Genomic DNA, 21,490 nt, shown 5'->3' with positions numbered 1-21,490 from the left:
TTTCCCCTACCGGCGGAGAGCGTGGGATTCGAACCCACGGTGACGGGTCACGCCACGACAGTTTTCAAGACTGTTCCCTTAGGCCGCTCGGGCAGCTCTCCAGGCGGAGGTCAGCCTAACGGGTCCGGCGGGGTTCGGTGCACACGGTTTCCGGGTGCCGGGTCAGCTCGGGGTGTCGCCCTCCCGCGAGCCGAGGGTGACCTTGGTGGTCATGGTCTGGCCGTTGCGCTGGTACTCGACGTCGACGGTCTCGCCGGGCTTGTGCGTCCAGATCCGGCTGACCAGGGCCGGGCCGTTCTCGATCGGGGCACCGTTGAGCTTGGTGATGACGTCGCCGGGCTTGAGGCCGGCCTTGTCGGCGGCGCCGCCGGGGGTGACGGCGGGCTGGCCCTGGATGTCGCGGGTCTGGATCTGCGCCCCGTCGCCCTTGTAGTCGTCGTTGCGCAGCACCTGGAGCTGGGCGTAGACCGGCTTGCCGGTCTTGATCAGGGTGTCGGCGACCCACTTGGCCTGGTTGATCGGGATGGCGAAGCCGAGGCCGATGCTGCCGGCCCGCCCGTTGGCGGAGGCGTTGGACTGGATCGCCGAGTTGATGCCGACCACGGCGCCGCTGGAGTCGAGCAGCGGGCCGCCGGAGTTGCCGGGGTTGATCGAGGCGTCGGTCTGCAGGGCGTTCATGTAGGAGGCCTGGGCGCCGGTCTCGTCGCCGGAGGCGACCGGGCGGTCCTTGGCGCTGATGATGCCGCTGGTGACGGTCGACTCCAGGCCGTACGGCGCGCCGATCGCGATGGTGGCGTCGCCGACGTTGACCTTGTCGGAGTCGGCCAGCGTGAGCGGGCTCAGCTTCTCCTTCGGCGGGTTGTCGATCTTGACGACGGCCACGTCGTAGCCCTCGGCGCGGCCGAGCACGGAGGCGCTGTAGGAGGAGCCGTCGGCGAACTTGACGGTCAGTTTCCCGCCGCCGCCGGTGACGGCGGGCGCCACCACGTGGTTGTTGGTGAGGATGTGGCCCTCGGTGTCGAAGACGAAGCCGGTGCCGGTGCCCGACTCGCTGCTGTTCTGCGCCTTGATGGTGACGACGCTCGGCAGCGCCTTCTGCGCGATGGCGGCGATCGAGCCGGGGGCGGGCTCGTTCTTCTGGGTGTTGCTGGCCTGGATGGTGGTGCTGCGGTGGTCGTCCGCGGAGGCGACGGAGTTGCCGTTGCCCGAGACCGCCACGCCGACGGCACCGCCGGCGATGCCCGCCACGAGGGCGACGGCGGCGATCAGGGCGACCAGGCCGCCGCGCTTCTTGCGGGGACCGCCGGGGCCGGCCGGGCCGCCGGGGTAGTCCGCCGGGTAGCCGAGCGGGCCCGCGGGACCGCCGGGCGCACCGGGGGCGCCCGGGTAGCCGGGCATGCCGTGCGCGGCGGTGGTGTCGTGCCCCGCGCCCCAGCCGCCGAGCGGGCGGCCGGCGCCGAACGGGTGCTGGGCGCCGGGGGCGGCGTACGGGTCGTGGGCGCCGGCGGCGGGGACGCCGTGGGTCGGCGTCGCGTACGGGTTGGCGACCGGCGGCAGGACCGGGGCGGCCTCGCCGACGGGCGCGGCGGGCGCAGCCGGGGCAACGGGCGCGGCCGGTACCGCGGCCGGGGCGACGGGCGCGGCCGGGGCGGGCGGCAGGACCGGCGGCGGGGCGTCGATGTAGCCGCTCTCGGCGACCGGCGCGACCGGCGCCTCGGCGGGCGCGGCGGGGGCCGCCTCGGGCGCAGCGGGGGCGACGGGCGCCGCCTCCGGGGCGGGGACCTTGGTGAAGGCCATGGTGGGCTTGTGCCCGCCGTCGGCCGGCGCGGCGTCCGCCGGGGCCTCGGGCTCGGGCACCCGGCCGAAGGCCATGGTCGGCTTGTGCCCGCCGTCGGCCGGCGCGGCGTCCGCCGGGGCCTCGGGCTCGGGGATCCTGCCGAAGGCCATGGTGGGCTTGTGCCCGTCCGGAGCCGCGGCCGCTGCCGCGGCCTCGGTGCCCGAGGGCTGCTCCCCCTGCGGCCCGGTGGGCCCAACCTCGCGCTCGGTGCTCACGGACGACCTCCATAGCTGACAGAACCAAGGACCATAGTTTTTCGCACTGCCGATTCGATTGCCGTAAGGACCCCTCTGAAGAACTCATAAGAATCCTTAGGCGGGACCGACGCCTCCGCTCGACGACACGTTCCCGGCGGCGGCTCCCCCACCCCCGCCGAACGTCCCGCGATGCGGACGGCACGCCCCCTGGCCTTGGGCGTTCGCCCCGGTGCCGGTTAGCCTGTCGCTCCAAACTGACACGCGGGAGCTTGGACCTTCCAGGCTGAGAGTGCGCTGGTCGACCGTACGCCACGGGATCCCGGGCGGACCGTCGAGGGGGCGCTGACCGCCGGAACCTGTCCGGGTAATGCCGGCGTAGGGAGTATCGGCCATGCCGCCTGCTTCGCCATCCTCTTCTTCGGGCGCGCCCGAGTCCAAGGGTTTCTCCGAATCGTCCACGACCGGTCATGACGGGCCCGGATCCGGCGGGACCGCCGCCGCGACCGCGCTGCTGGACCGGCCGGAGAAGGCCGAGGCACCGCTCGTCCTCGACGCCGAGCCGCCGCGCACGCTGCGTTTCCGCGACCACTTCGCGCTGTGGATGAACCTCGGCGTCAGCCTGATCGGCTTCTCCACCGCCGCCACCGTGCTCGGCGCCCCGGGCAGCGAGCTGTCGCTGGCCGCCGCGGGCACCGCGATCGTGGCCGGCACCGCGGTGGGCACCGCGATGCTCGGCGTGGCCGCGCTGATCGGCGCCCGCACCGGCGCGCCGGCGATGGCGAACCTGCGCGGGCTGTTCGGCACCCGGCTCTCGTACGTCCCGACGGTGCTGAACATCGTCCAGTGCATCGGCTGGGGCGTGTTCGAGCTCCTGACGATCGCGGCGGGCGCGCAGACGGTCGCCCACACGGACGGCTACCGGTGGCTGTTCGTCCTGCTCGCGGGCGGGCTGACCACCGTGCTGACGATCTGGCCGCTCGGCTCGATCCGGGTGCTGCGGCGCTTCGTGGCGGGCGCCGTCGCCGTCGCGATGGTCTACCTGACCGTCCAGCTGGGCCGGCACGGCGTGCCCGACCCGGGCAAGGGCAACTGGCACGGCTTCCTGGGCGCCACCGACGCGATGATCGCGGTGTCGATCTCCTTCGTCCCGCTCGCCGCCGACTACACGCGGCACTCGCGCACGCCGCGCTCGGCGTTCTGGGGCAGCTTCTCCGGCTACACCGTCGCCCAGGTGTGGTGCTACGCGCTGGGCCTGATGGCGCTGCTGCAGTCCGACGGCGACCCGAACAAGATCTTCGACTCCTTCCTCGGCGTCTGGGCGGGCTGGCTGTTCCTGCTGGTGCTGGTGCTGCGCGAGACGGACCAGTCCTTCGCCAACGTGTACTCGACCGCGATGTCGGTGCAGAACCTGCTGCCGCGGGCGGACCGCCGGGTGCTGTCCGGCGCGATCGGCCTGCTGACCACCGTGCTGGCGCTGCGGATCGACAAGTTCACCGACACGTACACCAACTTCCTCGGCCTGATCGGCTCGGTCTTCGTGCCGCTGCTGGCCGTGCTGGCGGTGGACTACTTCTTCGGCGCCGGCCGCAACGGCTGGAACCTCACCGCCGAGGCGCCCTCGCGCTGGCTGATGCTGCTGCCGTGGGTGCTCGGCTTCGCGGTCTACCAGTTCATCGCGCCGACCCCGGTAGCCGGCTGGTGGACCGACTTCTGGACCTCGGCCCAGGGGGCGCTGCACTTCACCCCGCAGGAGTGGACGTCGGCCTCGCTGTTCGCCTTCGCGGTGCCCGCGCTGGTCACCTGGGCGCTCACCCCGCTGAGCCGGCGCACCCCGCAGCACTGAGGGAGCGGAGGCGAGGACGGCCCCTCGGGTTGGGACCGTCTTCGCCTCCGCGTCACCTGCTCCGCCTATCGTTGACGGCGTGACCAGCCCAGATCTGTCTTCGACGGCCCCGCGCACCGCGCCGTCCGTCCAGGTAGTCGCCCACCGCGGCTCCTCGGACGCCCTGCCCGAGCACACCCTGGCCGCCTACCGGCGGGCCCTCGAGGAGGGCGCGGACGCCGTCGAGTGCGACGTCCGGGTGACCGCCGACGGCGAGCTGGTCTGCGTGCACGACCGCCGCATCGGCCGGGTCTCCAACGGCCGCGGCACCGTCTCGGCGATGACGCTCGCCGAGCTGCAGGACTACGACTTCGGCGCCTGGAAGACCGGCCGGCCCAGCACCGACCCCGAGCTGCGCGGCGTGCTGACCCTGGAGCGGCTGCTGGAGCTGGTCGTGGACTGCGGACGGCCGGTGGACCTGGCGATCGAGACCAAGCACCCGGTGCGCTTCCGCGGCCGGGTCGAGGCCGAGCTGCTCCGGATGCTCGAACGGTTCAAGATCTCCGGCACCCGCGAGGGCGACCGCCCGTCCGCCCGGATCATGAGCTTCTCGTCGATCGCGCTGGACCGGGTGGCCGCCGCCGCGCCGGACTACCCTCGGGTGTTCCTGATCGAGCGGATGCTGCCGCTGCTCGGCCGGCTGCGGGAGGGCCGGCCGCTGCCCGGCGGGGCGCGGATCGCCGGGCCCGGCATCGACCTGGTGCGGGCCAAGCCCGACCTGGTGCCGCGGCTGCGCGAGCTGGGCCACGAGGTGCACGTGTGGACGGTCGACGAGCCGGCCGACGTGGACCTGTGCCTGGAGCTCGGGGTGTCGGCGATCATCACCAACAAGCCCGCGCAGGTGCTGGCGCAGCTCGGCCGCTGAGGGCCCCGGAGGGCCCACAGGCCCCACGGATCCCGGTGGGTGCCGACCGCTCTGTCGGAACCTGATCGCCGAACCCGACCGATCCGGTCGGCATTCAAACCTTCCGCGCACGTTTCTTGCCGGAAATCGTGCGCCGGCGCGACGGAGGGTGAGCGGGGAATGACCTCCCGCCCACCCTCGGTCGCGCTGCTCGAAATGGGCTCGCGGGATCGTCGCGCGGTCGTTTCCGACGCATTACCAAGGGGCATCCATCCCTCGGCATACGCTGAAGGAGGTCCGGGGGTGGCGTTGATGGTGGCGCGTGAAGTGCCGACTTCATCGACCATGGCAGTGCCGCACGGCCCAGCGAGTGTCGGGGTCGCACGGCGCCGACTGCGTCGAGATCTGGGTGATCGGCAGATACCGGAACCGGTCATCGATGATGCCGTACTGATCCTTTCCGAGCTGTTGAGCAATGCGTGCCGGTACGCCCGGCCGCTCGGCCCGCTGCCCGCGCTCGGGCGCGGCACCCTGGCCGAGGTCGTCGACCAGGTACTGGTCGGCGTCCCGTCCGGGCCGCACGCCGGTGCGCCGGCCGGCCGGGACGCGGAACAGCCCGGCGACGACGGCGGCGTGCTCGTCCGCTGGCAGATGCACGCGGACGGCGTGCTGACGGTGGAGGTCACCGACGGCGGCGCACCGACGCGGCCCGAGCCCGGCAGCCCCTCGCTGACCTCGCGCGGCGGCCGCGGCCTGGGCATCGTCGACCAGCTCGCGAGCGACTGGGGCGTGCGCGACGCACCCGGCGAGGTGACGGTCTGGGCCGCGCTGCCCGCCCGCGCGCGGCACGCCAGGCGCACCGGCGGTGACGCCCGCAGCGCCTGAGCGCCCCGCCCGCAGGCCCCGGGCGCCCCCGCCGCAGCGCTCCCGCCCCGGCGCGTGCCCGCGCGCCGGGAGAACGTCAGTAGGCTTCCCGGAGCAAAGGACCACCGTCCCCGGGAGAGCCGCACCATGGGCAAGAAGGCCGCCAAGAAGGCGCCGCAGCGCCAGTCCACCACCGCCGTCACGGGTGAGATCCCCGTGGTCGGGGCCCGCGACGACTGCCCGTGCGGCTCGGGCCGCCGGTACAAGGCCTGCCACGGCCGGGAGGCCTCGCACGCGGTGCAGGAGCTGGTGCACCGCCCGTTCGAGGGCCTGCCGGGCGAGGCCGACTGGGTCGCGCTGCGCGAGCTGGTGCCCGCCGCCACCGTGCCGCTGACGCTGGCCGCCGGAGTCGCCGGGACCGCCGTCGGCGAGGTGCCGTCGGTCACCCTGGCCACCGTCCTGCCGCTCGCCTGGCCGGCCCTGCGCCGCCAGGACGGCTCGATCCTGCTCGGCCTGCAGACCCAGTCCTCCTCGGGCGACCTGAGCCGCGACCTCGCGGACGCGCTGGAGCTGGCCCTGGCCGCCGAGCCGGGCAGCCCCGTGCCGGCCCGCCGGACCGTCCCGGGCGGGCGCCGCCTGCAGGACCTGCTGGACGTCACGGCGGACTTCACGCCCGCCGTGCACACCGGCTTCGAGTTCTGGCTGGAGGACGCCGAGACCGCCACCGGCGAGGTCGCCGCCTCGCTGGAGCGCGCCAACGCCTCCGCCATCCCGACCGAGAAGCTCACCAGTGTCGACGCCGCGTACTGGTGCGGCACCCCGGACAAGAACCACCTGCGCTGGGTGATGACCGTCCCCGAGGAGCAGCTCCTGGACGCGCTGGCCCGGCTGAACGCGGCCGGCGAGGCCTCGCTCGGCACCGACACCCGCCTGGTCGGCTCGTTCCGCGCGCACGGCCTGACCGTCCCCGTGTGGGACCTGCCGCTCGCCATGACGGCGGCCGACTGCGAGAAGCCCGCCGCCGGGTTCGCCGAGCGGCTCGCCGCCGTCCTCGCGGACCCGGCGCCGCTCACGGCCGACGAGCGACGCGCCCGCGCGAACCTGGTGAACCGTCAGGTCACCCTGAACTAAAGCGCGCAGGAACGAGGTGATACGCGTCACATTGTCGCCCTGAACCGCAATTTCCGGGCGTGGAGGGCGTCTTGGAAATTGGCGCGGACGCAGATCCTTGTTACTGTCTAAAGAGTCCGGTCGCTGGTGCATCCCCCGTCGCCAGCGGCCGGATCTTTTGTTTTTCCGGGCGGACGGCGCCGGACCCGGCCGATGACCGGCCGACGGGCCGCCACCGGACGGTCGCTCAGTAGGCCGAGCGCCCGCTGTCCAGCCGGACCGTCGCCTCCACCAACTCGCCCAGCAGCGGCCCGACCTGCGGCAGCCACACCCCGCCGTCGGCCGCCCGCCGCGGCGCCAGCACCCAGCGCACCGGGCCCGCTCCCGCACCGGGCGGCAGCGGCAGGAAGCCGCCCGGCCCGTGGTAGTGCAACGAGCCCGGCACCCAAGGGAGTTGGGCGAGCATCTCGCCGAGCGAGTCCAGCGAGTACGGCGCCACCAGCAGCGCGTAGCGGCCCGGCATCGCCAGCACCGGCCCCAGTGGCAGCCGCAGCGCCCCCAGGTACGCGAGCGCGCGGGCCCCGGCCAGGGCCGGCAGGCTCACCGCCGACACCGCCCGACCGGTCGCCGCCAGCACCGGCGCGTCCGGGCTCTGCCGCTCCCACCACCAGCGCACCATCCGGGCGTCCGTGGTGGCCGCCAGCAGCGGCGGGTCGTGCGGGTGCGCGCCCGGCACCGGGCAGTCCGGGTCGCCGCACGAACAGCGCCCGCCGGACAGCACCGCGCCCGGCACCACCGGCCAGCGGTGGTCGACGGCCGACTCCAGGGCCGCGGTCAGCCGGGCGGACCGGGCCGCGGACCGGCCCCTCGGATCCTCACGCATGGCGCTCGTTCCTTTCCCTGACCGCTCGGTTCGCTCCGGGGCCGCCGTCCGTCCCGGGGCCGCGTCCGCCGGACTCGCCGCACGGGCCGCGGCGGCGCGGACCGGGGGCACGCGGCGGGCGGGCGGTACGGCGGACGGCGCGGCGCGGACGTGGAGCACGGCGTGGAGCACGACATGAGAGGGGCCGCGCACGGGAACAGCCCTCGGAACGAGAATCGCGTATGCGCCCGGATGGACGCCGCCCGGGCGCGCTTGGTTCCACCGTACGAGTGAGTGACATCCGGCCAGCGCGGCATCCGGGCGGCGAAAGCATACGATCCGGACGGCCGCCGGGTCCGTCCCCACGGTTCTGCCCGCTCCCGGGCCGCTCCATTCCTCCCGGCCGGAACGGCGCGCGTACGAACCGGACGCGCCCTCCGTCCGGGTCGCAGTGGAGGGGGAACCGGCCACCGGCTCGTCCCGGATCTGGACATGCCCCAAATGGCCTGTGTAGAAGTGGTGCCATTGCTGTCGATCAATGACGAGTAGTAGCGATTCGAGGCGAAACGCGCCCTTCGGCCGCGCTCGCCCCCACATCGGCCGTCCCTGGGGGTTCCGCATGACACGTAGCACCGCGTCAGGAGTGCCGGCATGACCGAGACCCACCCGTCGTCGACGCCCAGTTCACCCGCAGCGCCGGCCGAGCCGGGCTTCACCGGCGGGCTCTCCGTCCTCGATCCGCTCGTCGACCAGCCGGGCCTGCCCGGTCCCGCCGAGGCCCAGGACGGTGCGGCGGAGGCCCTCACGGCACCGTCCACCGGGGTGCAGGACCGTTTGGCCGGACGCCTGTCCGATTTCACCAGCCTGTACGAGCACACCGAACGGCTCGCCCGCGCCCGCGGCCTCGACGCCACCCTGGCCGCCGTCCTGGCCTCCGGCGCCGACCTGCTCGGCGCCGGCCGCGGCGTCCTGGTCACCCGGCAGCCCGGCGGCGGCCCCGGCCAGCCGCTCGGCCTCGGCCTCGACCGCGCCAGCCTCGGCGCCCTGGAGACCGTCCCCTTCGAGCAGAGCCTGCTCGCCCGCCTGCTGCGCGACCGGGACCGGCCCGAGCGGCTGCACTCCCCCGACCTCGCCGAGGACCCGGCCACCGGCGCCCGGCTGCGCGAACTCGCCGCCCACCTCGGCCTCGGCGGCTGCTACGGACTGCCGCTCGCCACCGAGGAGGACGGCCCGCTGGCCGCCGCCGTCTGGTTCTACGACCGGCCCGCCGAACCCACCGAACGCCAGCGCGAACTCGCCCACCGCTACTGCCGGTTCGCCGCCCCGCTGATCGCCGGGCAGCTGGCGGCCGACAAGGTCAGCCGCACCACCGAGGCGCTGCTCCGCGGCCTGCTGCCCGACCGGCTCCCCCAGCCCGCCGGGCTGCGGCTGGCCGCCCGGCTCGTCCCCGCCGGCCTCGACCGCTCCAACGGCAGCGACTGGTACGACGCCATCCCGCTGCCCGACGGCACCGTCGGCCTCACCGTCGGCTCCGTCTCCGGCGACGGCCCCGGCGCGGGCCCCGGCTCCGCGCCCGGCGCCGCCGCCGCGATGGGCCGCGTACGGGCCGCGCTGCGGGCGTACGCGGTGCTGGAGGGCGAGGACCCGGTCTCCGTCCTCGGCGACCTCGAACTGCTCCTGAAGACCACCGAGCCCACCCGCACCGCCACCGCCGTCTACGCCTGGATCGAACCCGACGAGCGCCGGATCACCCTGGCCGGCGCCGGGCACTGCCCGCCGATCCTGGTCAACCGGCACGGCGCCGAGTTCGTCGAGACCTCGCTCTCCGCGCCGCTCGGCATGCTCGCCTGCTGGGAGGCCCCCGGCGTCGAGCTCACCGCCGAGCGCGGGGACACCCTGCTGCTGTACACCGAGGGCCTGGCCCGCCGCTGCGGCCCCACCCTGCACGCCGGGCAGGCCAACCTGCGCCGGGCCGCCGCCGACGCCCCGCGCGACGTGCGGATCGACCCCGACCGGCTCTGCGCCCACCTGCTCGCCGCCTGCCCCGGCCGCGAGGGGGCCGACGCCGCCACCGACGACCTGATGCTGCTGGGCGCCCGCTTCGAGTAGACCTTCCAGCCCCGAACGAGTGGGCGACCGGGCGTCCGTACCATGGGACGCACGGCCGCCCACGTGTGTCGCGATCCGACATCCCCCACGGGCGGGCCGCACCACCCCCAAGGAGGCGTTGTACGTGACCGAGGACCGCACCCCGGCGGTGGCCGAGAACCCCGAGGCCACCGGCGGCGAGGAGCCGAAGCAGTTCAAGGGCCGCAAGAACGGCCTGTACTCCGAGGTCTCGGACGAGCTGGCCGCCTCGATGAAGTCCGGCTGGGCCGACACCGAGCTGCACGGCCTGACGCCCGTCGCCCAGGCCCCGTACGCCGCCGAGCGGCGCGCCCGGCTCTCGGCCGCGTACCCCGGCGAGCGGCTGGTGATCCCGGCCGGCAACCTGAAGGTCCGCGCCAACGACACCGACTACAACTTCCGCGCCGCCAGCGAGTACGTCCACCTCACCGGCGACCAGACCGAGGACGCCGTCCTCGTCGCCGAGCCGACCGGCGACGCCGGCCACGAGTTCGGCCTCTACCTGCTGCCCCGCTCCGACCGCGGCAACGGCGAGTTCTGGCTCGACGGCTACGGCGAGCTGTGGGTCGGCCGCCGGCACAGCCTCACCGAGCAGGAGCAGCTGCTCGGCCTGCCCGCCCGCGACGTCCGCAAGGCCGCCGACGAGCTCGCCGCGCGCGCCAAGGACTCCGCCGCCCCCACCCGGCTCGTCCGCGGCTACGACGAGGGCCTGGAGGGCGCCCTGGGCGAGTTCCTCGACGCCGACAAGGACGCCGAGCTGAAGGAGTTCCTGAGCGGCCTGCGGCTGGTCAAGGACGCCTGGGAGATCGGCGAGCTGCGCGCCGCCTGCGACGCCACCGTCAAGGGCTTCACCGACGTCGTCCGCGAGCTCGGCCAGGCCGTCGCCACCTCCGAGCGCTGGATCGAGGGCACCTTCTGGCGCCGCGCCCGCGTCGAGGGCAACGACGTCGGCTACGGCACCATCGCCGCCGCCGGCCCGCACGCCACCACCCTGCACTGGGTCCGCAACGACGGCGACGTCCGCCCCGGCGAGCTGCTGCTGCTCGACGCCGGCGTGGAGACGCACACCCTCTACACCGCCGACGTCACCCGCACGCTGCCCATCGGCGGCCGTTTCAACGACCTCCAGCGCAAGATCTACGAGGCCGTCCACGACGCCCAGGAGGCCGGCATCGCCGCGGTGCGGCCCGGCGCCCGCTTCCGCGACTTCCACGCCGCCTCGCAGCGCGTCCTCGCCGAGCGCCTGCTCGCGTGGGGCCTGCTCGACGGCTCCGTGTACGACGTCGAGAAGGTCCTGGAGCTGGGCCTCCAGCGCCGCTGGACCCTGCACGGCACCGGCCACATGCTCGGCCTGGACGTCCACGACTGCGCCCACTCACGCCGCGAGGAGCACGTCGACGCCCTGCTGGTGCCCGGCATGGTCCTCACCGTCGAGCCCGGCCTGTACTTCCAGCAGGACGACCTGACCGTCCCCGAGGAGTACCGCGGCATCGGCGTCCGCATCGAGGACGACATCCTCGTCACCGCCGACGGCAACGAGAACCTCTCCGCCGGCCTCCCCCGCCGCGCCGAGGACGTCGAGGCCTGGATGGCATCGCTCGCCTGACCCGCACGCACGAGGGCCCGGCCTCCCCCTGTCGTTCGGGGAGGCCGGGCCCTCGCGCGCGCTACTTGGCGATCACCTGCAACTGGAGGGTGGTGCCGCCGGAGACGGTGTAGCTCTCAGCCACGGGCGTGGCGAGTCGCGCGGTCAGCGAGAAGGAGCCGGGGGTGTCCTGGGCGGCCAGCTTCAGGCGGTAGTTGACCGTGGTGCTCTGCCCGGGATCCAGGTCCACGGGCAGCCCCGTCTGGAGCGAGGAGTAGGAGTCGAGCATCCGCACGTCCATCGGCTTCCAGTCCGCCCCTTCCTGGCGTTCCAGCGTGCCCTGCAACGGCTGCCCGACAGGTGCGGCGTAGGAGTCGTAGAAGACCACGGCCTTCGCACCGGAGACCTTGGCGCTGCCGGTGTTCTTGTAGGTGACCGAGAACTCGACGGGAGTCCCGTCGTTCGGCACCTGCTGGCCGGGCTTGAGGCCGCTCACCGAAACGCCGACGCTCTCCGAGTAGGGCGCGACGTGGCCGCTGACGTCCAGGCTGTTGACGATCGTCATCAGCCCCTGCTGGTAGTCGTCCTTGAGCCCGATCGCGGAGACGAACACCTGGTCCTTGGGCAGGGCCCACAGCTGGGCGGTGAAGGACGAGGTGCCGCACGAGTCCTGCCACTGCGACTTCCGGGCCGGACGGCCGGACACCGTGGGCGTTGTCCTGGTCGGGGCGTGGCTGGTGACCTGCTCGCCCGCGGCGGGCACGTGCGGGTTGCCCCAGACCGGGCAGAACGGCTGGTGGGCCCAGCCGCCGGCGCGGTCGAGGTCGGAGGTCGACGGCCAGCTCATCGAGTCCGTGTCGAAGACCGTCACGTCCACTCCGTAGGGCTGGCAATCCCGGCTGGTGGCGTCCTGCGGAGCCCCCGGGCTCAGCAGGCAGAGGTGGTAGCTGGCCGGGTCGTCGGAAGCGATCCGCCAGCCCGCCGGGACCTTCAGCTTCACACCGCGGAACGTGTACGGCGTCGCCGGGCCGGTGGTGGCGCCGGTGGCCTTGTTCGTCGGAGTGGGGGACGACGACGGGGTGTCGTCGGCGAGGGCCGCGGCGGTCTCCGGGGCGTCCGGGGTCCCGGTGTCGGTCGGGGTGGCCGTCTCGGACGGGGTGGCCGTGGGGCTGGGGGTCTCGGTGGGCGTCGCCGCGGGGGTCGGGCTGGGGGAGGCCGACACCGTGGCGGCCGGCGGCGCGTGGTCGTGGTCGGCCACGGGGTTCCCGTGCAGCGTGACCACGCCGACCGCCATCGCGGCGGCCAGGCCGAGCAGCGGGACGGTGACGGCGTAGACCGGCCGTAGTCTGCGGATCCGGCGATTGGGCGGGGCCGCGGGGCGCAGGTCGTGCGCGGTGATCAGGGACGTGCGGGCGGTCATCGCCTCGCGTAGCAGCCGTTCCGTCGGGGTCTCGGCCGCGCCGTCGCCGTCGCCGCCGATCCGGCGGGGGAACTTGTCGGTCATCGAACCTTCTCCAGGTGCTTTTCGAGAGCGTCCAGGGCCCGGCTGGCGGTGGACTTCACGGCGCCCCGGGACAGGCCCAGGGTGTCGGCTATCTGCGCCTCCGACATGTCCGACCAGTAGCGCAGCACCAGCACCTCGCGCTGGCGGGGGGTCAGTTCCTGCAGGGCGACCAGCACGCGCCGGTGCTCGTCGTTGAGCACCGCGTGCTCCTCGGCCGACGGGGCGTCGGTCTCGTGCGGCGGCACGTACTCACGGGCCGTCTTGCGGCGGCGCAGCATCGAGCGGGCGCCGTTGACGACCGCCGTGCGCAGGTAGCCGAGCGCGTTGTCGAGGTCGTCCAGTTCCTCGCCGTGGCGCTGGTAGAGCTGGGTGAAGGCCTCCTGGACCACGTCCTCGGCGAGGTCCTGGTGGTCGACCAGCAGGACGGCCATCCGGACCAGCCCGAGCCGGTGGGCGTGGTAGAGGTCGGTCAGGGTCGGCCGGTCCTCGGTGCGGCCGCGTCCCCCGCGCAGCAGCCGGAAACCGGAGCGCCGCTGCACCGCCTGGTGCTCGGTGGTGGGGACGGCGACGGGCTCGCCGGCCTCCTGGGCACCGAACAGCAGGGCGGCCACTCCGCGGACGGAGAAACCACGCTTCCATGCCGGCGCGATGATCGGCCCGATGGCCATGGACATCTGCGTCTTCCGCTTTCCCCCGGGACGGTTTCCGGGCGTACCGGAACCGTCTGCTCACCTGATCTTGATCGAGATCGGCAAGATCCTCCCAGCCGCCACCGGCCTGGTGTTCTCCGCCCCCGTACCAATGGACGTGCGGGGGCGGTGGAGGTTGCAGGTGAGTTCCGAAAAATCCCGGCGCGGCCCGACGGACTAAACTCACCGACGTTCCACCACCCTTGAGCAGGGGGTTCGCATGACCCAGCACGACAACCCGCCGCAGGGCAGCACGTCGCGGGCCGCCGGGAGGACCGCGCCCGGGCCGGTCGCGGTCGCCATCGGGCGTCGGCCGGAGCCGGTGCACGACGTCGCGGTGTACGCGTTCGACGGCATGGCGCCGTTCGAACTCGGCGTGGCGGTCGAGGTGTTCGGGCTCGCCCGGCCGGAGCTGAGCGGCCTGCTGGCGGCGCCCTGGTACGGCCTGAAGGTGTGTGCGGACCGGCCCGGGACGGCGCTCGACGCGGTGGGCGGGTTCGCGATGGTCGCCCGGCACGGGCTCGACGAGCTGGCGGCCGCGGACACCGTGATCGTCCCCGGGGTGCCGAACGCCTTCGGCGGGGTGGTGTCGCCGGGCCTGGTCGCGGCGCTGCGCACGGCGCACGAGCGCGGCGCCCGGATCGTCTCGATCTGCTCGGGCGCCTTCGCCCTGGCCGCCGCCGGCCTGCTCGACGGCCGCAAGGCGACCACGCACTGGCGCTACGCCGAGCTGCTCCAGCAGCGGTACCCGTCGGTGGAGGTCGACCCGGACGTGCTGTACGTCGACAACGGGGACGTCCTGACGAGCGCGGGCAGCGCCGCCGGGATCGACCTGTGCCTGCACCTGGTGCGCCGGGACCACGGCGCGAAGGTGGCCAACACCGTGGCCCGCCGGTTCGTCGTGCCCCCGCACCGGGACGGCGGGCAGGCCCAGTTCATCGAGGCGGCGATCCTGCCGGTCGACGAGGAGGACGACGGGATCGCGCGCAGCATGCAGTACGCGATGGACCACCTGGCGTCGCCGCTGACCGTCTCGGCGCTGGCCGGGGCCGCCCGGATGTCCGACCGCTCGTACCTGCGGCACTTCACCGCCCGCAACGGGACCAGCCCGATGCGCTGGGTCGTCACCCAGCGCATCGCGGCCAGCCTGCCGCTCCTGGAGTCCCCGGAGGGGACGGTCGAGGAGATCGCCGCCGCGGTCGGCTTCGAGAGCGCGGCGACGTTCCGCCACCACTTCGGCCGGGTGATGCGCACCTCGCCGACGGCCTACCGGCGGGGGTTCGGCCGCGGGGTGGCGTGAGCCCCCGGCTCAGTCCTCGGCTCGGCCTCCCGGCTCAGCCCTCGTGCCGGGCCGCGTTGGCCAGGATCGCGTCGTGCAGCCACTGCGCGAGGCCGGGCGCGATCTTCTCGTAGGTGTCGGTCCACCGCGGGTCCCCGACGTACAGGCCGGCCAGGCCGCGGTGGATGGTGAAGGTGCAGTCGTAGAAGTTCTGGCAGATGTGCTGCCGGTGCTCCTCGGCGAGGTCCATGGCGAGGGTGCCGTCGGCGGGCTCGCCGGCCGCCACCGCCGCGGCCAGGCGGCCGTTGAGGGCGGTCATCTCGGCCTGGATGCGCTCCCAGTCGGCCTTGCCGTAGGCGCCGGTGCGGCGCTGCGACTCGGCCCAGGCCTCGGTGTCGCCCCAGCGCTGCTCGGCCTCCTGCTCCCACTCCTCCTTGTAGTCCTCGCCGAAGATCTCGAACTTCTCCTCGGGGGTCAGCTGAACGCCCATTCTCCGTGCCTCCATGGCGTGTTCGACGGCCGCGGCGAGTTCCTGGAGGCGCTTGATCCGGTCGGTCAGCAGGCTGTGCTGCCGCCGGAGGTGCTCGCTCGGGCTGACCGAGTCGTCGTCCAGGATCGCCGCGATCTCTTCCAGGGGGAACCCGAGTTCGCGGTAGAACAGGATCTGCTGCAGCCGGTCGAGGTCGGCGTCCACGTACCGGCGGTAGCCGGCCCGGGTGCGGCCCGCGGGGGACAGCAGTCCGATCTCGTCGTAGTGGTGCAGGGTGCGGACGGTCACCTTGGCGATCCTCGCCACGGCGCCGACCGAGTAGCCGTCGCTGTTCATGCGGGGTGTTCCTCCCTTCGTGCTGACTCGACACTCGTCTCTCACGTCGCGTGAGGGTCAAGCCGGAAGGGCCGTCGGGTTCCGCGCGGGTGCCCGGCGGGGACGTCAGTGCCCGGCGCCGACCAGGACGCGCTCGCGCCGACGGCCGAGCCGGCCGCGTCCGGAGCCGTGGCCGTGGCCCTGGCCCTGGTCGTCCGCCGACGGCCGCGGGCGGCGCGTCTGCTGGGTCGGCCAGAGCAGCACGTACGCCGTCGAGACCACGACGAAGGCGAGCCGGACGAACCCGCGCGCCGGATCGGACGGCAGGAGCAGCGTGCCGCCGTACAGCGAGGCCAGCGCGATCCAGCTCCACCAGGGCACCAGGCGCTTCTGCCCGACCGCGTCCCACAGCAGGGTGCCGAGCAGGATCGAGGCCGTGTAGTACGTGTACACGCTGGGGTCGAGCAGGACGCGGGCGTTCGCGCCGAGCAGCACGACGGCCGGCCAGCGGCCGCGCCAGACCGCGATGCCGCCGAGCCCGAGGCCGAGCGCGAACTGGGTCGGGCGGTCCCACCAGGGGGTGGTCGGGTCGGTCACGCCGAACCAGCGCAGCGAGGAGGCCGGCTGGTTGGGGATGGTGAACTTGGCGGCCGCCATGGTGTCCAGGTTGCCGAGGTAGAACGGCAGCCAGGCGACCGCGACCAGCGCGCAGAACCACAGCGCGGTGCGCAGCCAGGCGGGCCTGGGCAGGGCGAGGACCAGCGGGGCGAAGGCGATCGCCCAGGGCTTGGAGTCCACCGCGAGCGCCAGGAAGATCGCGACCTGGACGGGCTTGCCGCGGGCGAGCGCGTGCGCGGCGAGGGCGGTGAAGAACAGCGCCAGCACGTCGTCGAGGTGTGCGAAGCGGACCGACACCTCGACCCACATCGGGATGAACGCCAGCCCGGCGATCAGCACGCGCTGCTGGAGCCGGCGGTGGTTGGTGCCGGTGCCCAGGTAGTACAGGGCGGCGGTGCGGCCCACCAGGACCAGCATCACCAGGCCGAGCGCGGAGCTCACCGCCTCGGCGATCACCTGGCCCGTGTACGGCGAGAACGGCGCCGTGAGCCGGGCCGCGGCCAGGCTGACCGGGCCGATCTGCAGCTCGGGGTGGTGGGCGTAGAGCGACAGCCCGCCGTCGGGCTGACCGCTGAAGAGCAGTTGCTCGCCCTGGCGCAGGTAGTGCCAGGAGAAGCCGCCCTTGGGCTCGACCAGAAAGAACCAGAGCACCGTCCAGGCGACCAGCAGGACGTGGTGTCTGCGTACCAGCAGGCCCGCGATGCGTCCCGTGCCGGACTCGTAGTCGGTAGTGGTCCGTGCCGTGCGTGCTCCCCGCACCTGTCCCTCTCCCCGCCGGTTCCGCCCCCCTCCGGCCGGACATCCTATGTGACGGAGGAGTACCTTCCGCGCCGCCCGGGTGTCCGTCGGGCGGACGGACGGGCGGCGCGGTGGCACTCAGGCGGTGATCCCCCGAGGTCAGCCGCCGCCCGGCGCCGGGATCCGGCGCCGGGAGCGGCTGCGCGGTCAGCCCTGCTGAGCCGACTTGCGGCGGCGCAGCACCACGAGGGTGCCGATGCCGGCCACCAGGACGGCGCCGCCGGCGCCGGCGATGGCGGTGGTGTCGTCACCGCCACCGGTGGTGGCGAGGGCCTTGTCCGCGTTGTCGGCGGCGGCCTTGGCCTTGGTGACGGCGGCCGGGACGATCTTCGGCGGGGTGATCTTCGGGACGCTCACCGGGAAGTCGATCGGCTCCGGGGCGCCGGTGCTGCTGCCGGACGGGGCCGGGGCGGCGGTCGAGGCGGAGGCGGACGGCGACGCGGACGGCGAACCGGTGGTCGGAGCCGGGGTGGTCGGAGCCGGGGTGGTCGGCTGCGTGGTGGGCGTGCCGGTCGGCGTCGCGGTGGCCGTGGTGCTCGGCGTGGCGGTGGCCGTCGGCGTGTGGCTGGTCGTGGGCGAGCCGGTCGGGGTGGGCGTGTGGGTCGGCGTGTGGGTGCCCGTCGGCGACGTGGTGGTCGTCGGGGTCGGCTTGCCGGTGGGGGTCGGGGCCGCCTTCTTGATGGTGAAGCCGGCGCCGCGGATGCCCTCGCAGCTGAACCCGCCGTTGTCGGTCGGCAGGTGGCTGTCGTCGTCGAGCGCGGCGGCGAACACCACCGGGACGACGCCGGCCTTGCCGAGCGGGGCGTCCCCGGTGAAGGAGACCCGGACCTTGATCGTCAGGTTCTTGCCGTGGTTCAGGACCAGCAGGGCGTCGTCGGAGGGGTTCCCGTCGCCGTCGACCTGGCCGAGCAGGATCAGGGCGGCGGAGTCGTCGCCGTCGCCGCCGCCGGGCGCGACCGCGCCGGTCTGCCAGCCCTCGCCGGGCAGCTGGTACTCGACCTTGAAGTCCTTGGCCTTGAGCGAGCCGGCCTTGTTCTTGAACTTCAGGAACGGGTAGAAGACGTCGTCGTGCTTGGACGAGTTGTCGATCTTGTAGCTGAACTCGCGGGCGTCGCCGCCGGCGATGAAGGTGTCCGGCACGCCCTGGAGCGAGAGACCGAGGAGCTGCGCCGCCGTCTTCTCGGCCGACGCGGCGGCGGACGGGGCGTCGGTGGCACCGACGGCCATGGCGCCCTGGGCGCCGGCCAGCACCATCGAGGACGCGAGCGCGGCGGCGCCGGCGAGGGCAAGAGTGCGACGTATCGACAAGGGAGACCTCACGGGAGAGTCCGGGCACGCCCGGAGGCGCGGTGGGGCGCGGCGGAGCGCGCCGCGATCCCCCCGCGAAGCTTGAAAGTCCGACGGAGACTACCGAACGATCCAGCCACTTCGGAAGGCAGGTGTCACGCTCCGTCCCGTACGACACACGGAGCTTGCCCGAATCGTCCAACTCCGTCACCGGACAAGGCTTTTGTCTTTTACCAAAAGCACACCCGGCGTGACGGGTACACGCCTGGAGGACGGTACCGCACGGCCCTCCGTGGCGTGAATCCATCGGTCGGGCGCTCAGGCCCGACCGGGTGCGGAGCTCACTGCGAGAAGAAGGACTTCGCGGCGACCAGCGCCCGCTCGTCGCGCAGCACGTCCCCCGGCCGGGTGCCGTTGCCGAGCAGCGCGCCGCCCCAGCGCATGCCCATGTAGTCGGCGGTCAGCCGCAGCGCGCCGATCAGCGGGTCGGCCTTGTCGTCCTCGGTGGCCAGGGCGGTGACCGACCAGATGGTGCCGCCCGCCAGGCTCGTGCGGAACACCTTGTCGGGCAGCCGGAGCCAGGACGACCAGTGGTCGAGGTAGAGCTTCGCGCTGGTGGGCAGCGAGTACCAGTACAGCGGCGCGACGAAGACCAGGTCGGTGGCCTCCAACGTGGCGTCCAGCAGCGTCCGTTCGTGTCCGTGCGGCTCGGGGAAGGAGCCGTCCCCGGCGTGCCGGAAGTCCTCGAACGGCGGGAGCGGGTGGTCGTCCAGGCGCAGCCAGCGCTGTTCGGCGCCGGGCGGCAGGCTCGCCCCGGCGGCCAGGCGGGCGAGCTGTTCGGAGTTCCCGTCGGCGCGCGAACTGGCGACGAGGAAGAGGAATCTGCGCGGCGGCTCGGCGCCCGCGTGCTGGTCGTCCATCGGTGGCCCCCCGTTGCCTCGGTACCGCCCGGTCGGCGCGGTCCGTCGAAGTGGTGCGGAAGTGGTGCGTTCGCAGGCGCCAGCGCGCGGGCCGGGCCGGTTATTCCGGGGGCGTCCGCTCCGGTTCCGCCGGCGGGACGGGCCGGTCGGCCCACAGCCGGACCGGTTCGCGCAGGACGGGGTGCCACCGCGGGCCGAGGTCGGCGAGGCCGATCCGCTCGACGACCGCGCGGGAGGAGGCGTTGTGGTCGTGCACCCAGGCCACCACCGGCCGGTCCGGCGCGTGCCGGTGGGCGGCGTCGACGGCGGCGCGGGTCAGCTCGGTGGCGTAGCCGCGGCCCCAGTACGCCGGGTCGAGGCGGTAGTAGAGGTTCCAGAAGCCGGTGGAGGTCTGGAGCGAGGCGCCGCCGACGCCGACCACCGGGCCGTCGGCGCCCGGACGGGCCGTCCAGTAGCCCATGCCGTCGGACTCCCAGACGTCGACGGCCCGTCCGATCCAGGCGCGGGTGGTGCCCTCGTCGAGGTGCCGGCCCTCGGGGGCGTGCCGCCAGGTGCGGGGGTCGTGGTTGATGGCGTGCAGCGGCGCGAGGTCGGCCGGGCCGACGGCGCGCAGTTCCAGCCGTTCGGTGCGGACCAGCCAGGGGGCTGCGGAGCGGTCGTCGGCGCTGCGGGTGGACGTCACGCGCGGATCGTAGGCGGGCGCGGCACGGCCCGGCACGTGGTTATCGGCCGGCGGCGCAGGTGGCGACGGGACCTCGGTCGGGCAGGCCGGCGCGGCGGCGGGCGACGGCCGCGACGGCGGCCCAGTCCTTGTCGCCGTCCCCGTGCGCGAGCGCGTCGAGGAAGGCGTCCCGCAGGACGCTGCCGAACGGGAGGGGCACGGTCGCGGCGGCCCCGGCGTCGAGCGCGAGGCCGACGTCCTTGAGGCCCAGCGGCAGCCGGAACCCGGCCGGCTCGTAGCGCCGCTCGGCCACCATCGCGCCGTACCCGCCGTAGACCGGCCCGGGGAAGAGGGTGTTGGTGATGAGTTCGACGAGGTCGGTCGGCCGGACGCCGTGGGCCTCGGCCAGGGCGCACGCCTCGGCCATCGACTCGATCGCGCAGGCCAGCAGGAAGTTGACACTGATCTTGGTGGTGTTGGCCTGGCCCGGACGGTCCCCGAAGTGCCAGGTCCGCTGCCCCATCGCGGCGAACAGCGGCTCGGCGCGCGCCAGCAGCGCGGGATCGCCCGCGGCGAGGATGTTCAGCTGTCCTGCGGCGGCGACCGGGGGCCGGCCGAGGACGGGCGCGGCGACGTAGCCGATGCCGTGCCCGGCGTGCGCGGCCTCGGCCCGCTCGGCGAGGGTGAGCGAGACCGTCGCCATGTTGACGTGCAGGGTCGCCCGCGCGCCCGACAGCAGGGCGGGGTCGAGCAGCAGCCGCTCGACCGCCTGGTCGTTGGCGAGCATGGAGACCACCGTGTCGGCCGCGAACACCTCGGCGAGCGTCTCCGCCGCCTCCGCGCCCTCGGCGACCATGGCGGCCACCGGCTCGGGGGAACGGTTCCAGACCCGGACGGCGTGGCCGGCCCGCAGCAGGCTGCCCGCCATGCCCCGGCCCATCGCACCCAGCCCCACGAAGCCGACCGTCGTCCCGGTCATCGCGCACTCCCAATCGCCGTCGCCCCGGCCGCGCGCCCGCGCCGCCGCACCCCGGCCGACTGTACGTCAGCCGAGCTCAGGCGCAGGCGCGCTCCGGCAGCCGCACCGCCCGGCCGCGCTCCAGCTGGGTGAGCACCCGGTGGCGCAGCAGCTCGTACTGGGCCTGGAGCCGGCCGTGCCGGGCCGGGCGGGAGACCGGGCGGCCGGGGCCGACCAGTTCGTCCGGCCCGAACTGCTCGCGGGTGAGGTCGATCTCGACGCCGGGGGCGAAGCGGTTCCACCAGTGGAGGTCCGTCCGGACCCCGCCGGCGTACACCTCGCCCATCATCAGCTCGCCGCCGATCAGGTCGTGCAGCACCATCGCGGTGACGCCGCACTGGCCGCGGGCGGGATTGTCGGGACGCCAGTGGGCCAGGTCCTCGGGCGCACAGGTGTCGACACCCCAGGAGGAGCGGATCGCACGTTCGATGTCGTTGAGGGTCCACGCCGTCATACCGGGAAGCCTGCCACGCCCCACCGACAGTGGCACCGGCTTTTGACCGGTCCGCGCCCTGTACTGCAAGGACCCTCCCGATCTTCACCCGAACGAGGGGAAACGGAAACCCGCCCGCCCGGGTGTGCGGGGCGGGCGGGCGGTGCGTC

General features: G+C 74.0%; 18 protein-coding genes, 1 tRNA gene and 1 riboswitch. Of the genes, 7 read left to right on the top strand and 12 right to left on the bottom strand.

Translation table 11 applies throughout. The annotated features are described in order from the left end of the window. Positions 1-13: 13 nt before the first annotated feature. Both ACFVSN_RS16315 and ACFVSN_RS16310 read right to left on the bottom strand, forming a co-directional pair. Positions 14-101: transfer RNA gene (locus ACFVSN_RS16315), tRNA-Ser, on the bottom strand. A gap of 61 nt (positions 102-162) precedes the next feature. After that, positions 163-2,052: a S1C family serine protease gene (locus ACFVSN_RS16310; RefSeq protein WP_387955519.1), complete on the bottom strand. Its 1,890-nt coding sequence runs from the start codon at positions 2,050-2,052 to the stop codon at positions 163-165. 233 nt (positions 2,053-2,285) lie between these two features. Then, a riboswitch (TPP riboswitch) is annotated at positions 2,286-2,433 on the top strand. Between ACFVSN_RS16310 and ACFVSN_RS16305 the strand changes: the two genes are divergently transcribed. The 4 genes from ACFVSN_RS16305 to ACFVSN_RS16290 all read left to right on the top strand — a co-directional run bounded on the left by ACFVSN_RS16305 (position 2,426) and on the right by ACFVSN_RS16290 (position 6,755). Continuing rightward, entirely contained in the window at positions 2,426-3,877 is a 1,452-nt protein-coding gene (locus ACFVSN_RS16305; protein ID WP_380442794.1) for a purine-cytosine permease family protein, read from the top strand. It overlaps the preceding riboswitch by 8 nt. Positions 3,878-3,956: 79 nt before the next feature. Then, a complete protein-coding gene (locus ACFVSN_RS16300; RefSeq protein ID WP_380497685.1) occupies positions 3,957-4,781 on the top strand; it encodes a glycerophosphodiester phosphodiesterase family protein in 825 nt (274 codons plus the stop codon). 447 nt (positions 4,782-5,228) lie between these two features. Next, on the top strand, positions 5,229-5,645 hold the full coding sequence (locus tag ACFVSN_RS16295) for an ATP-binding protein (RefSeq protein WP_380442790.1): 417 nt from the start codon (positions 5,229-5,231) through the stop codon (positions 5,643-5,645). 126 nt (positions 5,646-5,771) lie between these two features. Continuing rightward, complete coding sequence (locus tag ACFVSN_RS16290; protein WP_380442788.1) at positions 5,772-6,755, top strand: DUF5926 family protein; 984 nt, start codon at positions 5,772-5,774, stop codon at positions 6,753-6,755. 226 nt (positions 6,756-6,981) lie between these two features. Here the strand turns inward: ACFVSN_RS16290 and ACFVSN_RS16285 are convergent, their stop codons facing one another. Beyond that, complete coding sequence (locus tag ACFVSN_RS16285; protein ID WP_380442786.1) at positions 6,982-7,617, bottom strand: bifunctional DNA primase/polymerase; 636 nt, start codon at positions 7,615-7,617, stop codon at positions 6,982-6,984. A 630-nt stretch (positions 7,618-8,247) separates the two neighbouring features. Between ACFVSN_RS16285 and ACFVSN_RS16280 the strand changes: the two genes are divergently transcribed. Then, positions 8,248-9,705 carry a PP2C family protein-serine/threonine phosphatase gene (locus tag ACFVSN_RS16280; RefSeq protein ID WP_387600690.1) on the top strand — a complete coding sequence of 486 codons (1,458 nt, stop codon included), beginning with the start codon at positions 8,248-8,250 and terminating at the stop codon, positions 9,703-9,705. 124 nt (positions 9,706-9,829) lie between these two features. Continuing rightward, positions 9,830-11,329: an aminopeptidase P family protein gene (locus tag ACFVSN_RS16275; protein ID WP_387600687.1), complete on the top strand. Its 1,500-nt coding sequence runs from the start codon at positions 9,830-9,832 to the stop codon at positions 11,327-11,329. Positions 11,330-11,390: 61 nt separating this feature from the next. Here the strand turns inward: ACFVSN_RS16275 and ACFVSN_RS16270 are convergent, their stop codons facing one another. Continuing rightward, a complete protein-coding gene (locus ACFVSN_RS16270; RefSeq protein WP_387600684.1) occupies positions 11,391-12,812 on the bottom strand; it encodes a hypothetical protein in 1,422 nt (473 codons plus the stop codon). Continuing rightward, positions 12,809-13,486, bottom strand: coding sequence for an RNA polymerase sigma factor (locus tag ACFVSN_RS16265; RefSeq protein WP_380442778.1), 678 nt, complete (start codon positions 13,484-13,486; stop codon positions 12,809-12,811). Before ACFVSN_RS16265 ends, ACFVSN_RS16270 begins: the two co-directional genes overlap by 4 nt. A 235-nt stretch (positions 13,487-13,721) precedes the next feature. Here ACFVSN_RS16265 and ACFVSN_RS16260 point away from each other — a divergent pair, with 235 nt between their 5' ends. Continuing rightward, positions 13,722-14,801, top strand: a complete 1,080-nt coding sequence (locus ACFVSN_RS16260; protein WP_380442776.1) for a helix-turn-helix domain-containing protein — start codon at positions 13,722-13,724, stop codon at positions 14,799-14,801. Positions 14,802-14,835: 34 nt separating this feature from the next. Here ACFVSN_RS16260 and ACFVSN_RS16255 read toward each other — a convergent pair whose 3' ends face one another. The 7 genes from ACFVSN_RS16255 to ACFVSN_RS16225 all read right to left on the bottom strand — a co-directional run bounded on the left by ACFVSN_RS16255 (position 14,836) and on the right by ACFVSN_RS16225 (position 21,341). Continuing rightward, entirely contained in the window at positions 14,836-15,606 is a 771-nt protein-coding gene (locus tag ACFVSN_RS16255) for a MerR family transcriptional regulator (RefSeq protein ID WP_380503996.1), read from the bottom strand. Positions 15,607-15,711: 105 nt separating this feature from the next. After that, positions 15,712-16,962 carry a hypothetical protein gene (locus ACFVSN_RS16250; protein ID WP_380497676.1) on the bottom strand — a complete coding sequence of 417 codons (1,251 nt, stop codon included), beginning with the start codon at positions 16,960-16,962 and terminating at the stop codon, positions 15,712-15,714. Positions 16,963-17,148: 186 nt separating this feature from the next. After that, the gene (locus ACFVSN_RS16245; RefSeq protein ID WP_387955516.1) at positions 17,149-18,309 is read right to left on the bottom strand and encodes an LPXTG cell wall anchor domain-containing protein; all 1,161 of its coding nucleotides are present in this window, start codon (positions 18,307-18,309) and stop codon (positions 17,149-17,151) included. Positions 18,310-18,629: 320 nt separating this feature from the next. Then, on the bottom strand, positions 18,630-19,208 hold the full coding sequence (locus ACFVSN_RS16240; RefSeq protein WP_380442769.1) for a flavodoxin family protein: 579 nt from the start codon (positions 19,206-19,208) through the stop codon (positions 18,630-18,632). Positions 19,209-19,308: 100 nt separating this feature from the next. Then, positions 19,309-19,890 (bottom strand): GNAT family N-acetyltransferase, encoded by a 582-nt coding sequence (locus ACFVSN_RS16235; RefSeq protein ID WP_380442767.1) that lies wholly within the window; start codon positions 19,888-19,890, stop codon positions 19,309-19,311. Positions 19,891-19,930: 40 nt separating this feature from the next. Further along, positions 19,931-20,848: an NAD(P)-dependent oxidoreductase gene (locus ACFVSN_RS16230; protein WP_380442765.1), complete on the bottom strand. Its 918-nt coding sequence runs from the start codon at positions 20,846-20,848 to the stop codon at positions 19,931-19,933. A gap of 76 nt (positions 20,849-20,924) precedes the next feature. Continuing rightward, complete coding sequence (locus ACFVSN_RS16225; RefSeq protein ID WP_329927198.1) at positions 20,925-21,341, bottom strand: hypothetical protein; 417 nt, start codon at positions 21,339-21,341, stop codon at positions 20,925-20,927. Positions 21,342-21,490: the final 149 nt, after the last annotated feature.

The sequence above is a fragment of the Kitasatospora sp. NPDC057904 genome (genome assembly GCF_042887925.1).
Lineage (GTDB): Bacteria > Actinomycetota > Actinomycetes > Streptomycetales > Streptomycetaceae > Kitasatospora.
This window is presented reverse-complemented; position numbering and strand designations above follow the sequence as displayed.

What these genes read in the sequence shown, in the direction of transcription:
- ACFVSN_RS16265 (WP_380442778.1), bottom strand. Translation starts at nt 13,486, where the DNA reads ATGTCCATGGCCATCGGGCCGATCATCGCGCCGGCATGGAAGCGTGGT.
- ACFVSN_RS16240 (WP_380442769.1), bottom strand. Translation starts at nt 19,208, where the DNA reads ATGGACGACCAGCACGCGGGCGCCGAGCCGCCGCGCAGATTCCTCTTC.
- ACFVSN_RS16260 (WP_380442776.1), top strand. Translation starts at nt 13,722, where the DNA reads ATGACCCAGCACGACAACCCGCCGCAGGGCAGCACGTCGCGGGCCGCC.
- ACFVSN_RS16225 (WP_329927198.1), bottom strand. Translation starts at nt 21,341, where the DNA reads ATGACGGCGTGGACCCTCAACGACATCGAACGTGCGATCCGCTCCTCC.
- ACFVSN_RS16290 (WP_380442788.1), top strand. Translation starts at nt 5,772, where the DNA reads ATGGGCAAGAAGGCCGCCAAGAAGGCGCCGCAGCGCCAGTCCACCACC.
- ACFVSN_RS16270 (WP_387600684.1), bottom strand. Translation starts at nt 12,812, where the DNA reads ATGACCGACAAGTTCCCCCGCCGGATCGGCGGCGACGGCGACGGCGCG.
- ACFVSN_RS16255 (WP_380503996.1), bottom strand. Translation starts at nt 15,606, where the DNA reads ATGAACAGCGACGGCTACTCGGTCGGCGCCGTGGCGAGGATCGCCAAG.
- ACFVSN_RS16285 (WP_380442786.1), bottom strand. Translation starts at nt 7,617, where the DNA reads ATGCGTGAGGATCCGAGGGGCCGGTCCGCGGCCCGGTCCGCCCGGCTG.
- ACFVSN_RS16230 (WP_380442765.1), bottom strand. Translation starts at nt 20,848, where the DNA reads ATGACCGGGACGACGGTCGGCTTCGTGGGGCTGGGTGCGATGGGCCGG.
- ACFVSN_RS16305 (WP_380442794.1), top strand. Translation starts at nt 2,426, where the DNA reads ATGCCGCCTGCTTCGCCATCCTCTTCTTCGGGCGCGCCCGAGTCCAAG.
- ACFVSN_RS16280 (WP_387600690.1), top strand. Translation starts at nt 8,248, where the DNA reads ATGACCGAGACCCACCCGTCGTCGACGCCCAGTTCACCCGCAGCGCCG.